General features: G+C 73.0%; 11 protein-coding genes. 4 read left to right on the forward strand and 7 right to left on the reverse strand.

All coding sequences use genetic code 11. From position 1 onward, the window contains the following. Positions 1-91: 91 nt before the first annotated feature. On the forward strand, positions 92-673 hold the full coding sequence (locus AB0E98_RS20375) for an RDD family protein (protein ID WP_361704391.1): 582 nt from the start codon (positions 92-94) through the stop codon (positions 671-673). A 30-nt stretch (positions 674-703) separates the two neighbouring features. Here AB0E98_RS20375 and AB0E98_RS20380 read toward each other — a convergent pair whose 3' ends face one another. Both AB0E98_RS20380 and AB0E98_RS20385 read right to left on the reverse strand, forming a co-directional pair. Continuing rightward, positions 704-1,759, reverse strand: a complete 1,056-nt coding sequence (locus AB0E98_RS20380; RefSeq protein WP_361704393.1) for a polyprenyl synthetase family protein — start codon at positions 1,757-1,759, stop codon at positions 704-706. Between the two features lies 1 nt (position 1,760). After that, the gene (locus AB0E98_RS20385; RefSeq protein WP_361704396.1) at positions 1,761-2,807 is read right to left on the reverse strand and encodes a tetratricopeptide repeat protein; all 1,047 of its coding nucleotides are present in this window, start codon (positions 2,805-2,807) and stop codon (positions 1,761-1,763) included. 251 nt (positions 2,808-3,058) lie between these two features. Here AB0E98_RS20385 and AB0E98_RS20390 point away from each other — a divergent pair, with 251 nt between their 5' ends. Then, the gene (locus AB0E98_RS20390) at positions 3,059-4,675 is read left to right on the forward strand and encodes a phospholipase D-like domain-containing protein (RefSeq protein WP_361704398.1); all 1,617 of its coding nucleotides are present in this window, start codon (positions 3,059-3,061) and stop codon (positions 4,673-4,675) included. 218 nt (positions 4,676-4,893) lie between these two features. Further along, positions 4,894-5,826, forward strand: coding sequence for a serine hydrolase (locus tag AB0E98_RS20395; protein WP_361704401.1), 933 nt, complete (start codon positions 4,894-4,896; stop codon positions 5,824-5,826). A gap of 53 nt (positions 5,827-5,879) precedes the next feature. Here AB0E98_RS20395 and AB0E98_RS20400 read toward each other — a convergent pair whose 3' ends face one another. From AB0E98_RS20400 to AB0E98_RS20415, 4 genes are all read right to left on the reverse strand, one after another. Next, the gene (locus AB0E98_RS20400) at positions 5,880-6,815 is read right to left on the reverse strand and encodes an alpha/beta hydrolase (RefSeq protein ID WP_361704404.1); all 936 of its coding nucleotides are present in this window, start codon (positions 6,813-6,815) and stop codon (positions 5,880-5,882) included. A gap of 123 nt (positions 6,816-6,938) precedes the next feature. Beyond that, the gene (locus AB0E98_RS20405) at positions 6,939-8,243 is read right to left on the reverse strand and encodes a wax ester/triacylglycerol synthase domain-containing protein (RefSeq protein ID WP_361704406.1); all 1,305 of its coding nucleotides are present in this window, start codon (positions 8,241-8,243) and stop codon (positions 6,939-6,941) included. A gap of 73 nt (positions 8,244-8,316) precedes the next feature. Beyond that, a complete protein-coding gene (locus AB0E98_RS20410) occupies positions 8,317-9,561 on the reverse strand; it encodes a glycosyltransferase (protein ID WP_361704409.1) in 1,245 nt (414 codons plus the stop codon). Between the two features lie 68 nt (positions 9,562-9,629). Continuing rightward, positions 9,630-11,204, reverse strand: a complete 1,575-nt coding sequence (locus AB0E98_RS20415; RefSeq protein ID WP_361704412.1) for an alpha/beta hydrolase — start codon at positions 11,202-11,204, stop codon at positions 9,630-9,632. 171 nt (positions 11,205-11,375) lie between these two features. Between AB0E98_RS20415 and AB0E98_RS20420 the strand changes: the two genes are divergently transcribed. After that, positions 11,376-12,557 carry an aminotransferase class V-fold PLP-dependent enzyme gene (locus tag AB0E98_RS20420; protein ID WP_361704414.1) on the forward strand — a complete coding sequence of 394 codons (1,182 nt, stop codon included), beginning with the start codon at positions 11,376-11,378 and terminating at the stop codon, positions 12,555-12,557. Here the strand turns inward: AB0E98_RS20420 and AB0E98_RS20425 are convergent. After that, positions 12,545-12,787: a hypothetical protein gene (locus AB0E98_RS20425; RefSeq protein WP_126917194.1), complete on the reverse strand. Its 243-nt coding sequence runs from the start codon at positions 12,785-12,787 to the stop codon at positions 12,545-12,547. The genes AB0E98_RS20420 and AB0E98_RS20425 overlap by 13 nt on opposite strands. Positions 12,788-12,798: the final 11 nt, after the last annotated feature.

The following is a 12,798-nucleotide window of genomic DNA, read 5'->3' on the forward strand; positions in this document are numbered from 1 at the left end:
CCCGTTCTCCGGATAACCGTTTGTCATCGATCTCCGTGGTCCCCCGAAACCGATTTGTGTGATCGGTGGGCTCTCCTATTGGATCAGTTGTGTGAGTCATTACCAGCAGCCTCCGGCCGCCGGGCAGAACCCGTACGGCCAGAACCCGTACGGCCAGCAGCCCCCCTACGGCTACGGCCAGCCGCAATCTCCTTACTACCCGCCGCCGATGCCCCCGATGGGCGCGGGCGGTCCGCCGCCGCAGGCCCTCGCCGGCCAGGGCGCGCGCCTCGGCGCGCGCATCCTCGACGGCATCTTCATGATCATTCCCATGATCGTCGTGGCGATGATCAGTGCCGGGATCAGGGCGGCCGCCGACGGCGCGACCCCCCTATCGGCCCTCGTGACGATCGTCGGCATGATCGCGGTGTTCTTCCTCTACGAGCCGCTGATGCTCTCGAAGTCGGGTTCCACCTTCGGCAAGCGCATCTGCGGCATCCGTGTCGCCCGGCTCTCCGACGGTCAGAACCTCTCCTACGGCGGCGCGCTGTGGCGCATGTTCAGCAGCTACCTGATGGCCTTCGTGCCGTTCCTGGGCCTGCTGAACATCCTGTGGTGCCTCTGGGACAGCCCCTACCGCCAGTGCCTCCACGACAAGGCCGCCAGCAGCGTCGTCGTCCTGCGCAGCGCCTGAGCGCGGGCCGCGGACGCGGCCCGCGCCCCGTCACAGCCGCCGGTCCACCAGGAACCCGGTGAGCGCGACGAGTTCGTCCACTGTACGGGGTGCCAGTGGCACCCCGTACAGGTATTCCCGGGCCGCCGCCACCCGGCGCCGGGCCTCCGCGAGCGCGGCGTCCCGGCCCCCGGCCTCCTCGACCAGCCCCGCCGCGCGACGGGCTTCGTCGGCGTCCAGCGGGACGCCCGGGGCGAGGAGCGCGGCGAGCTCGCGGGCGGCGGGGCCGTCCGACGCCAGCGCGGCCAGCACCGGAAGGGTCTTCTTCCCCCGCGTCAGATCGCTGTGGACCGGCTTGCCCGTGGTGCCCGGATCGCCCCAGATGCCCAGCAGGTCGTCCACGGCCTGGAAGGCCGGGCCCAGTTGCCGGCCCGCCTCCCCGAGCGCCTCCACCACCAGGGGAGGGGAGCCCGCCAGCACCGGACCCAGCGTCAGGGCACAGGCCAGCAGGGAGCCGGTCTTGCCCGCCGCCATCGCCTCGTACTCCGCCGGGCGCACGGCCCTCGGACCCGTCCAGGGCCGGGCCTCGAACAGCAGGTCGTCGGCCTGCCCCCGCACCAGCTCGCGCAGCGCCCCGGCCAGCCGCGCCACCGCCGCCCCGGTGTACGAGCCACCGTGCCGGGCGAGCGTCTCGACCGCGAGCGCGAACAGGGCGTCCCCGGCCAGCACCGCGGGCCCGGTGCCGTACGCCCGCCAGGCGCTCTCCCGGTGGCGCCGCCGTTCGTCGCCGTCCATGACGTCGTCGTGCATCAGCGAGAAGGTGTGCACCAGCTCGACCGCCACCGCCGCCGTGACGCCCTCGTCCCCGGCCGCGCCCATGGCCTCGGCGCCCAGCACCGCGAGCGCCTGACGGACGCCCTTGCCGCCGCCGACCGCGCTCGGGGTGCCGTCGGCCTCGCACCAGCCGAGCGCGAACGAGGCCATCCGGCGCGGCCACGGGTGGAGGGTGCCCACCGCCTTCCGCAGGGCCGGGTCGACGAGCTCCCGGCAGCGGCCGAGCACCCCCGCCGGCGATACCGGGGGCGGGGACGTGTGGACCGATGTCACGTCAGCCCTCCGATCCGGCCCGGCCGTGGACGATCCCGAGCTCCGCGCACGCCTTGTCGACCATGTCCCGGGCGTGCAGCAGCCCCAGCCCGCCCAGCGTGCCGCGCAACTCCTCGAGGTCGGCCGCCGTCTCCGCCGGATCGTGCCCGAGCCGGGCCCGGGCCTTGACCAGGCCGAGCGTCGCCAGCGCCGCGCCCCGCGGCTCGGACATGGCCCGGAACTCCTCCAGGGCACCGGTGTAGACGTCCCGCGCCTCCTCGTGACGCCCCGCCCGGAAGAGCACGTTGCCGCGCATCTTGTGGTTGTAGGCCAGCGCGCCGACCAGGTTCATCTCCCGGCAGGTGGTCTCCGCCCGGGACAGCAGCGCCAGGGCCCGGTCCGTCTCGCCCCGCAAGGACAGCACGTCGGCGATGCCGCGCAACGCCCAGGAGTGCCCCCGCGCGTCGTCGGCGCCCTCCGCTATCAGGGCCGCCTCCTCGAACATCTCCAGGGCCTTGCCGTACGCGCCGGTGTTGCGGTGCATCTGCGCGATGCCCTCCAGTGCCCACACCGTGTGCCGGGCCTCGCCCCGCTTCCGGGCCTCCGCCAGCAGCTTCTCGTGCAGCTCGGCGACGGCCCGGTAGTCGCCCTGGATACGGCCGGTCTCGGCCAGTCCGGCGAGCGAGTAGCCACGGGCCACGATGTCCCCGCCGCGCTCGGCGAGTCCGGCGGCCATGGCCAGCCGGCGCCGGGCGAGGCGGAGTTCGCCGCGCTGCCGGGCCAGGGTGCCGCCGCTCCAGACCGCCCACGCCATGGCGCCCTCGTCGCCGGCCCCCCGCGCCGCCCGGTAACTCGCCTTCCAGGCCTCCTCGGCCTCGGCCACCCGGCCCAGCCGTCGGCTGGCCTCGGCGACGGCCAGCCCCGCGTGCGCCGATTCCAGCGCGGATCCGGCCAGTTCGGCGCGCCGTCGCTGCTCCATCGCCTTGGTCAGCACCTCCTCGAGGGAGGAGTTGACCGAAAGCTCGCCGAGCGCGCCCCGGTACTCGGGAGCGAATGCCTTCCCGTACATGTCTGCCTTTCTTCGTGACGCCACGGGCGGGGAGGGCACGGTCGCCCGGCCCCACCAGTGATCACGAAGCTATGGCCAAGGGACGCCCGGGCGAATCCATCCGCGAGCCGGTCCGGCGTACCTCTGAGGGCTGGTGGCCGAAGGGCATGTCATACGTGAGATGTACGCGTCCGAAGAGCTGATAGTTTCTGCGCGTTGATCATCCGTTGACCTTCCGTTCACGGAATCATTACTTGTTGAAGGGCGCACCAATGCTTCGCCACCGGCTCCGCCGTTTACACCGTCTTGCCTCCTGCGCGGCGGTCTCGGCCGTCGCCCTCGCCGCCCTGCCGGCGACCCCCGCCTTCGCGGCCTCCTCCGCGACCCCGCACCTCGACGCCGTGGAGAAGGCACTGCGCGAGGTCTCGCCCGGCCTCGAGGGCGACGTCTGGCAGCGCACCGAGGGCAACAGGCTGGACGCCTCCGCCGATGACCCGGCGGGCTGGCTGCTCCAGACCCCCGGCTGCTGGGGCGACGACAAGTGCGCCGACCGCCCCGGAACCAAGCGGCTGCTGGCGAAGATGACGGAGAACATCTCCCAGGCGAAGCGCACGGTGGACATCTCCACCCTCGCGCCCTTCCCCGACGGCGCGTTCCAGGACGCGATAGCCGCCGGCCTCAAGGCCGCCGTCGCCTCCGGGAACAAGCTGAAGGTCCGGGTGCTGGTCGGGGCCGCGCCGGTCTACCACCTCAACGTCCTGCCGTCGAAGTACCGGGACGACCTCAAGGCCCGGCTCGGCAAGGCGGCCGACAGCATCACGCTGAACGTCGCCTCGATGACCACCTCCAAGACCAGCTTCTCGTGGAACCACTCCAAGCTGCTCGTCGTGGACGGCGCTTCGGCCATCGCCGGTGGCATCAACAGCTGGCAGGGCGACTACGTCGGCACCGAACACCCGGTGACCGACGTGGACATGGCCCTCACCGGACCCGCCGCCACCTCCGCCGGCCGCTATCTGGACACGCTGTGGACGTGGACGTGCCGGAACAAGAGCAACGTCGCCAGCGTCTGGTTCACCTCGTCGGGCGGCGACTGCATGCCCACGATGGAGAAGGACGCCAACCCGGCCTCCGCCCCGCGCACCGGGAACGTCCCCGTGATCGCGGTCGGCGGCCTGGGTGTCGGCATCAAGGACTCCGACCCGTCCTCCGCGTTCCGGCCCCAGCTGCCGACCGCCCCCGACACCAAGTGCGTCGTCGGCCTGCCGGACAAGACCAACGCCGACCGTGACTACGACACGGTCAACCCCGAGGAGAGCGCCCTGCGCGCCCTGGTGGCCAGCGCCGAGCGCAGCGTCGTCATCTCCCAGCAGGACCTCAACGCCACCTGCCCGCCCATCGCCCGCTACGACATCCGGCTCTACGACCAGCTCGCCGCCAAGCTCGCGGCCGGCGTGAAGGTCCGCATCGTCGTCAGCGACCCGGCCAACCGCGGCGCGGTCGGCAGCGGCGGCTACTCGCAGATCAAGTCCCTCGCCGAGATCAGCGACACGCTCCGCGGCCGCCTCGCTCTGGTGACGGGTGATCAGCAGAAGGCGAAGGCCGCGATGTGCGCCAACCTCCAGCTGGCCACCTTCCGCAGCTCGGACAGCGCCAAGTGGGCCGAGGGCCACCCCTACGCCCTCCACCACAAGCTGGTGTCCGTGGACAGCTCCGCCTTCTACATCGGCTCGAAGAACCTCTATCCCTCCTGGCTCCAGGACTTCGGCTACATCGTCGAGAACCCGGAGGCGGCGAAGCAGCTGGAGACGCAGCTGCTCGACCCCGAGTGGACGTACTCGCAGGCGACCGCGACGGTCGACCACGCGAAGGGCGTCTGCTCTATCTGAGCGGCTCTGTCCGAGCGGGTTTTCCAGGCCCTGAAGAGGGGGAGTGTCCATGGCGCGGGCCATGGGCCCTCCCCCTCTTTCCGTAAATAAATACGTTCGACTCTCGGGTGATCATCCGACTGTATTCACTGAAGAGTGAATGGATTTCCTCCGGCGCGGTGCCGGGTGCGACCATGCGCACGCCCCGATCCGATCTGTTGAGGAAATCTGGAGACTCTATGCAGCGATATGGGGGACGCGACGCACGGCCGCGCCGCTGGGGAGCGGCGCTGACCGCGTCGGTCGCGGCCGTGGCGCTCGCCCTCCCGTCGGCCACCGCCGAGGCGGCGGGCGGACCGGCGGGAATCGGCGCCAAGGGCGCCTATCTGCTCGACGGCGGCACGGGCCGCCCGCTGTGGAGCAAGGAGGCCGACACCCGGCGGCAGATGGCCAGCACCACCAAGATCATGACAGCCGTGGTCGTCCTCGACGAGCACGCCGGCGAGCTGAGCCGGGAGGTCCCCGTCAAGCAGTCCTACCGCGACTACGTGGCCCGGACCGGCGCCAGCACCGCCGACCTGCGCACCGGCGACAAACTGACCGTACGCCAGCTGCTCTACGCGCTGATGCTGCCCTCCGGCTGCGACGCCGCCTACGCCCTCGCCGACACCTTCGGCAGCGGGGACACGGAGGAGGAGCGCACCGGGTCCTTCGTCGCCGCCATGAACGCCAAGGCCCGCGAACTGGGAATGCGCAACACCCATTACGACTCGTTCGACGGGATCTCCGGCACCGGCGAGAACTACGGCACCCCGCACGACCTCGCCCTGCTCGCCGGGCACGCGCTGCGCAACGCGACGCTCGGTTCGGTGGTCCGGTCGCTGAACGCCCAGCAGAAGGCGACGAATGTGAATCGCCTCTACACCTGGTACAACACCAATAAACTCCTCGGTTCCTACCGGGGCGTCGTCGGTGTGAAGACCGGGTCGACCCAGGCGGCCGGGCCCTGCCTCGTATTCGCCGCCACGCAAAAGGGCCGCACGGTCGTCGGCGTCATTCTCAACGACGCCGTGGGCCGTTATCCGGACGCCGCGAAAATGCTGGACTACGCGTTCCACGCCAACACGAGGATGACGCTGCGCAAGCTGCCCAAGGGCGCTCACGAGGACTGATTCCGGGAGCGTCGGAGGTCCGGCCCGCGATCGTTCTCGGGGGCCGGACCGGCTCAGCGCTCCTTCGGCGGGCGCGGCGCCGGAACGGCCCGCGGCCGGTGCCGCAGATACTCCACCGGATGGCAGTAGTCCAGCCCGTCCAGGGAGTCACCGGAGAAGAAGCGGGTCAGCAGGTCGACCACCGCCGTCGGGCACTCCAGGTGCAGCAGGTGGTCGGCCTCCTTGAACGTGGTGAACCGGGCGTCCGCGCAGCGCGCGGCCGCCGCCCGGCTCAGCACCGGGGTGCTCAGCGGATCGTGCTCGCCCGTCGCCACCAGCACCGGCACCCGCACCGGGGGGCCGGCGGGCAGTGCCGCGTTCGCCAGCAGACGCAGGGAGTTGTCGCGGTACTTGGTCAGGTCGTCCGCCGACATGTCCCGCAGGGCCCGGGTGAGACAGCGGGCGACGGTGGCCCGGCGGGAGACGGTGATCCGAGGCGAGGTGCACATCATGCCCTCCAGGACGCACTGCACGAACTCCTCGTGCCGGTCCTGGTCCGCCAGTTCGAGCGTTCTCCGCACCCGGGCGCGCGCGGCGGGCGTCAGATGCGACATCGTGCCGAACAGGGCGATCCGCCCTGCCCGCTCGGGGTGCTCCCTGGCCCACTGGTAGGCGACCGCGCTTCCGTAGGAGGCCCCGAAGACGTTCACGGGGTACGGCGCGACCTTGGACAGCAACTGGTCCAGTGCCTCCGCGAGGAAGTCGAAACCGAAGCGGGCGGGCAGCCGGTCCGCGCCGCCCCAGCCGGGGAGGTCCACCGTGATGACGCTGGCCGCCTCCAGACATCCCTGCTCCAGCCGCCCCCAGGCGTTCTGGTACTGGAACGCCCCGCCCACGAAGACGATGGGCGCGATTCTGGCGTCCGGCTGGTGGACGACCCGGCCGCTGTACGCGTAACCGTCGAGGGTGAGCGGGATGACCTCTTCCAAGAGGGCGGTACGCGTCGGCACGGCCGGTCTCCGTTCGTGGGGGGCCTTCATCAGAGGAACGACGGCCAATGGGGGGACGTTACTGCCCATATGCCGTGCGGGGCGCTGTAACGGACGGTCGGCCGTACGGGTCATGACCCGCCTTCATGGCCGCATCGCGTGGATCTCCGCCCGGATGAGGGACGGCAGCCGTTCCGCCAACCGCTGGTGGCCGTGATCGGTGACCGCGGCCACCACCGCCTGCGTGTCGTGGAGGAACATGGTCACCGCCAGCGCGCGCTCCGGTCCCAGCGGCGGCAGCCCGCCGATACCGACGAGCCGGGCCGGGCCGATGCCCAGACCGCTCGCGTGGGTCGCCACGCTGCTGCACAGCAACGAGGAGTACAGGGGCGAGTTCGCGTAACGGCCGAGGGCGTCGCCCAGCGGCCCGTGCTTCCGGGGCCGCGACGACACCAGGAGCGCCTGGGCCCGTGCCCGGCGCTTGAACTCCGCCCGCCGGGTGAAGCGGTCGACGGCCGCCAGCCGCCGCCGGGGGTCGTCGTGCGCCGGGAGCGGCACGCGGACCGTGGCGTAGTGGTTGCCGAGGACCTCCGGGCCGTCGCCGTCCCGTACGTCGACGGGGACCATGGCGCACACCCCCGGCAGCCACGGCAGCCGCCCGGTGGCGCCCGCCGCGCGCAGCGCGCCGGCCGTCGCGGCGAGGAAGACCGCGTTGGCGGACGCTCGTCCCGAGGGAAGGGCGTCCCGGGCCGTGGTCACCTCGGCCATCGGCACCCGGCTCCAGCCCACCGCCCGCCGGGAGTCCACCGGCCCGTGGAACGGCAGTGGCCGGGCCCGGGGCAGTACGTCCGCCAAGGCGCGGGTCAGCGCGAAGCGGGGCGGGGCGCCCGCGTCCGCCCGGCCGGCTGTGGGCCGGGCGCGGGGCCCGGGCACGGCCGTCGGCGCGTCGAGCAGGGCGCGCAGCAGCGTGATGGCGGACACCCCGTCCAGCAGGGCGTGGTGAGTGCGCAGCAGCAGGGCGAACCCCTCGTCCGTCGGCAGCAGATGGAGCTGCCACGGCGGCCGGGCCGGGCCGAGGGGCTGGGCGAGCAGCTGGGCGGCCCGGACCTCCAGCCCGTCCGGCGCGGGGGACGCCACGACGTGGTGCTCGGGGGAGAAGTCCGGCCCCGGCGTCCACCGCGGCCACGCGTCCGGCGCGTCGCCCGGCGTACCGGGCGTCAGGCGCAGCCGCTCGTAGCGCCCCCACCGCCGCCGGACCCGGTCACGCAGGTCCGCGAGGGACGGCGGCGAGCCCTGGAACCAGGCGACGAGGCACCAGGTCAGGCAGATCGTCCCGCTGCTCTGGTCCCGGTGCATCCAGGCGTCCAACGGCGGCATGGCGCTGCCGGACGGGTGCCCGGCGGCCGGCGCGCCGAGGGCGAGGCCGGTGGGATGGGGGTGCGGTGTCACAGGTCTCCTCGTCCGAAGGCGGCCCGGCCCGGCGGCCGTCGGCGCGCGTTGTCCCCCCGAGGGAGCCGGCCGCTCACCGGCCGCGCTCCGCGACCGCGCGGGCCACGGCCCCCGCCCCGTCCTCCAGCCCCAGCCTGGCCGCCAGTTCGGTGGCGCGCCGGGCGAAGCGGGGCTCGCCCGTGGCCCGGCGCAGGGCGGCGGCCAGCCGGTCGGCGGTCAGCCGGGCGAACGGCAGCACGCCCGGGCTCACGCCCAGCCGCGTCAGCCGCTCGGCCCACCACGGCTGGTCGGTGAGGACCGGCACCGGCACCGCCGGCACCCCGGCGCGCAGCCCGGCCGCCGACGTCCCGGCGCCCGCGTGGTGCACCACGGCCGCCATGCGCGGCATCAGCCAGCCGTGCGGGATCGGGCCGACGGTGATGACGTCGTCGTTCAGCACGGACAGCCCGGCCCAGCCGGACTGCACCACCCCCCGCAGCCCCGCCCGGCGCAGCGCCTCGGCCGTCAGCCCGGCCAGCCGCCCGGGGTCGCCGGGCATCATGCTGCCGAAGCCCACGAACACCGGCGGCGGGCCGGCCGCGAGGAAGTCCGTGACCAGCGCCGGGGGCTGCCAGTCCGCGCACTCGTGCGGCCACCAGTAGCCCGCCACGCCCAGCCCGGGCCGCCAGTCGGCCGGGCGGGGCACCACCGAGGGGCTGAAGCCGTGCCAGATGGGCCATCCGGCGCGCTCCCGCGCCACGCGCAGCCGGTGGGTGCCCCGGTGGGCCAGCCCGAGCCGGGTGTGCAGCTCCCGGTTGGCGGTGGCGTAGACCGCGTCCAGCAGCGCGTTCGCCACATGGCCGCGCAGCCGGTTGGCGTGCCCCGGGGGGCGCCAGGCCGTCGTGCACGGGGAGAACGCGGAGGTGGGGGTGTCGGGCTGGAGGAAGACGCCCATGCTCGGCAGGGCGTGGTAGTCCGCCACCACCCGGCCCAGCGGCGCCGTGATGGCCGAGAGCAGGACCAGGTCGGCCTTGAGGTCGACACCGGCGAGGATCCCGTCGACGAGGGAGACCGCGGCCCGCTCGGTGGCCCGGACGAACCGCACCCCCGCCAGCGGCGCCCGGAGGCCGCCCCGCAGCCGGGCGTGCGCGTCCAGCAGCTCCTCGAACGGGTCCGCCGCCAGCGCACGCATCCGCAGCCCGCAGCAGGCCACCACGTCCGCGAACTTCGCGTGGGTGACGATCTCCACGTCATGGCCCTCGGCGAACAGCCGGTGACCGAGACCGGTGTAGGGGGCGACCGAGCCCATCGTGCCCGCTGTGATGATCTGGATGCGCATCTCCCGGCCTTCCTGCCGCCGCCCTGCCGACTCAACGACAGGCCCCCCGCACCGGATACGGCACGGCGCTATCCGGCCGCCCCGGCGGGGACGGGGAGCGGCTTGGCCGGGCACGTCAGATCCCGCTTCGGCACCACGCCGTCGAGGAGGTAGGCGTCGACGGCGCCGTCCACGCAGGCGTTGCCGTTCTGGTACTGGCCGTGGTCGCCGTCGCCGGTGACGGTGACCAGGCGCGAGCCGCGCAGCGCGCGGTGGGCCTTGAGCGCGCCCTCGTAGTACGTGGCCGGGTCGTGCGTGGAGTTGACCATCAGGGTGGCCGGCAGCCCCGCGCCGGTCACCTTCACCTCGGGCGCCCCCGACTTCGGCCAGTACGCGCACACGGAGGCGAACGTGAGCTCGCGGGCGCCCAGCAGCGGCAGGTTCACGGTGTCCTTGCCGCTCCGCGCGATCCAGTGGTCGATGTCACGGTCCCACGCGGTGTCGTTGCAGGTCACCGAGAAGTACTCGGCGAAGAAGCCCGGATCGGGGTAGTGGCCGAAGAGCTGCCCGACGAGCCCCTTCTCCTGCTGCGTCGCGGTGTCCCAGTGGTCGAGCGCCGCGAGCGCCCCCGCCAGCGCGGGGAAGCCCTGGGTCGCCTTGTAGATCGCCGAGCTGGTGCCGGCGTCGAACAGGTTGGGGTCGAGGACCGCCGAGCCGAGGTCCAGCGGGTGGTCGTGGAGGGCCGCGCGCCGGCGCTCCCAGTTCGCCTTCGCCTCGGCGACCGTGCGCCCGTAGTGGTAGACGCTGTCGTACTTGGCCAGCCACGGCAGGAAGTCCTGCTCGAAGCGGCGCTGGAAGCTCTTCGGCTGACCCGTCATCCACCGCTCCATCGTGCTGTCGAAGCCGATGTTGCTGTCGAGGACGGCGCGCTCGACGCGCTGGGGGAAGAGGGTGGCGTAGTAGGCGCCGACCGTCGTGGCGTACGAGGCCCCGTAGTACGAGATCTTCGGCGCCCCGAGCAGCGTGCGGTAGAGGTCCATGTCACGGACCGTCTGCTCGGTGGTCAGGTAGGGCAGCAGACCGCCGCTGCGCTCCCGGCAGTCGTTCACGAACGTGCGCGAGCGCTCCAGCACGCCCTGGACCGCGGCGGGGGAGCGGTCCCGGGAGTCGCCGGACATGAGGGCCGGGAACTCCGCGTCGGTCTGGCACACCGCGTGGGTGCTGCGTCCGACGCCGCGCTGGTCGAAGCTCACCACGTCGTACGAGGCGGCCACCGAGGGCGATGCCTTGGCGAAGTTCCCCGGCCTCAGCAGCCCCTGGCCGCCCGGGCCGCCCGCGGCCATCATCAGCACCCCGCGCCGCTTGGCCGGGTCGGCCGCCTTGTGACGCGAGACCGCGATGGTGAGGTCCGGGCCGGCGTCCGGGTGGTGCCAGTCGCGCGGGACGGCCATCGTCGCGCACTCCAGCGACGGGTCCCCCTGGCACGGCCGCCAGTCGAGCTTCTGGCCGGCGTAGCGGGACGGCACGGACGGCGCGGCCATGGCGGCCGGGTGGGGGTGGGCCTGGGCGGCGGCCGCCGGAAGGACGGAGACGGCGAGGGCCGCCACCACGGCGGCCGAGACGGCGGACGCCTTACGACGACGGGACGTAGCGGTTGCGGACATCGGATCCTCCTGCGCGATTGCGGTGACACCATCGATATTCGCGTTCGCCAGGTACATGATCGATCCCGCTGCTATCCGTTCCGGGGGTGGTACCAGTGCCACCCCCCAAGGAAAAGTGGGGCCTGAGCCGACCGGCCGGACGAACCCTCTCCCTCAGGAGGACCGCACGTCATGGACATCACCGCACTGCGCGCCGGCACCCCCGGCTGCGCCCACCGGGCCCATCTGAACAACGCCGGCGCCGCCCTGCTCTCCCGCCGGACCCTGGAGACCGTGACCGCCCACCTCGAACTGGAGGCCCGTATCGGCGGCTACGAGGCCGCGACCGAGCGGCTCGACGCCATCGAGGCGGTCCCCGCCGCCGTCGCCGGACTCATCGGCGGACGCCCCGGGGAGGTGGCGCTGTTCGACAACGCGACCCACGCCTGGCATGCCGCGTTCTACGCGCTCTCCTTCCGGCCCGGCGACCGGATCCTGACCGGGCACGCCGAGTACGGCAGCAACATGCTGGCCTATCTCCAGATCGCCCGGCGCACCGGCGCCGAGGTCGTCGTGGTCCCGGACGACGAGCACGGGCAACTGGACACCGCCGCCCTGGAGAAGCTCATCGACGAGCGCGTCCGGCTGGTCGGCGTCACCCACGTCCCCACCGGCGGCGGCCTGGTCAACCCGGTCGCGGACATCGGCCGGATCACCCGCCGGGCCGGGGTGCCGTTCCTGCTGGACGCCACCCAGTCGGTCGGCCAGTTCCCCGTCGACGTCCGCAGGATCGGCTGCGACATGCTCGTCGCGACCGGCCGTAAATTCCTGCGCGGACCGCGCGGCACCGGATTCCTGTGGGTGCGCCCCGAGACGCTGGAGCACCTCGAACCCCACGTCAACGAGTCCACCGCGGCCGCCTGGGACGACAAGGGCGGCTTCACCTGGCGGGAGGGGACGCGGCGGTTCACGACGTTCGAGATGAACTACGCCGCCGTCCTCGGCCTGGGCAGCGCGGTCCGCCAGGCCCTGGAGCTCGGCCCGGCCGTGACCGGCGAACGGACCCTCGCCCTGGGCGCGGCGCTGCGGGAGCGGCTCGACGCGCTGCCGGGCGTCACCACGTACGACCAGGGCCGCGAGCGGTGCGCCATCGTCACCGCCCGGGTGGACGGCGTGCCCTCGGACGAGGTCAAGGACACGCTGACCCGGCACGGGATCAATGTGAGCCTGACCTCGCCCGACCAGGCGCGGACCGAGGGACGGGACGTCCACCCGCTGGTACGGCTCTCCCCGCACTACTACAACACCGAGGACGAACTCGACCGGGCCGCCGGGGTGCTGGCCGGCCTGGCGCGGCCGGGTCAGCCGAGATAGTCGATCTGATAGATGTGCAGGGTCTTCGTCTGGTGCCCCAGGTAGATGACGACGAGGACCTCGTCCAGCACGAGCATCCGCATGATCCCGTCGTCCTCGCCGTACGGGACGGTCACCGTGAAGGGGTCCGTGCAGGCCGAGGCGAGGACGTCGCTGAGCCGTGCGCTCACCGACGGCGGGAGGGAGTCCCAGACGGCGGCTATCGTGGCGTCGTACTTGAGCGCGTACACCGCTCCAGGTT

The sequence above is a fragment of the Streptomyces sp. NPDC037389 genome (assembly GCF_040636475.1).
Lineage (GTDB): Bacteria > Actinomycetota > Actinomycetes > Streptomycetales > Streptomycetaceae > Streptomyces > Streptomyces hesseae.

Coding starts and splice junctions, on each gene's coding strand:
- AB0E98_RS20385 (WP_361704396.1), bottom strand. CDS start 2,807: ATGTACGGGAAGGCATTCGCTCCCGAGTACCGGGGCGCGCTCGGCGAG.
- AB0E98_RS20390 (WP_361704398.1), top strand. CDS start 3,059: ATGCTTCGCCACCGGCTCCGCCGTTTACACCGTCTTGCCTCCTGCGCG.
- AB0E98_RS20395 (WP_361704401.1), top strand. CDS start 4,894: ATGCAGCGATATGGGGGACGCGACGCACGGCCGCGCCGCTGGGGAGCG.
- AB0E98_RS20410 (WP_361704409.1), bottom strand. CDS start 9,561: ATGCGCATCCAGATCATCACAGCGGGCACGATGGGCTCGGTCGCCCCC.
- AB0E98_RS20415 (WP_361704412.1), bottom strand. CDS start 11,204: ATGTCCGCAACCGCTACGTCCCGTCGTCGTAAGGCGTCCGCCGTCTCG.
- AB0E98_RS20420 (WP_361704414.1), top strand. CDS start 11,376: ATGGACATCACCGCACTGCGCGCCGGCACCCCCGGCTGCGCCCACCGG.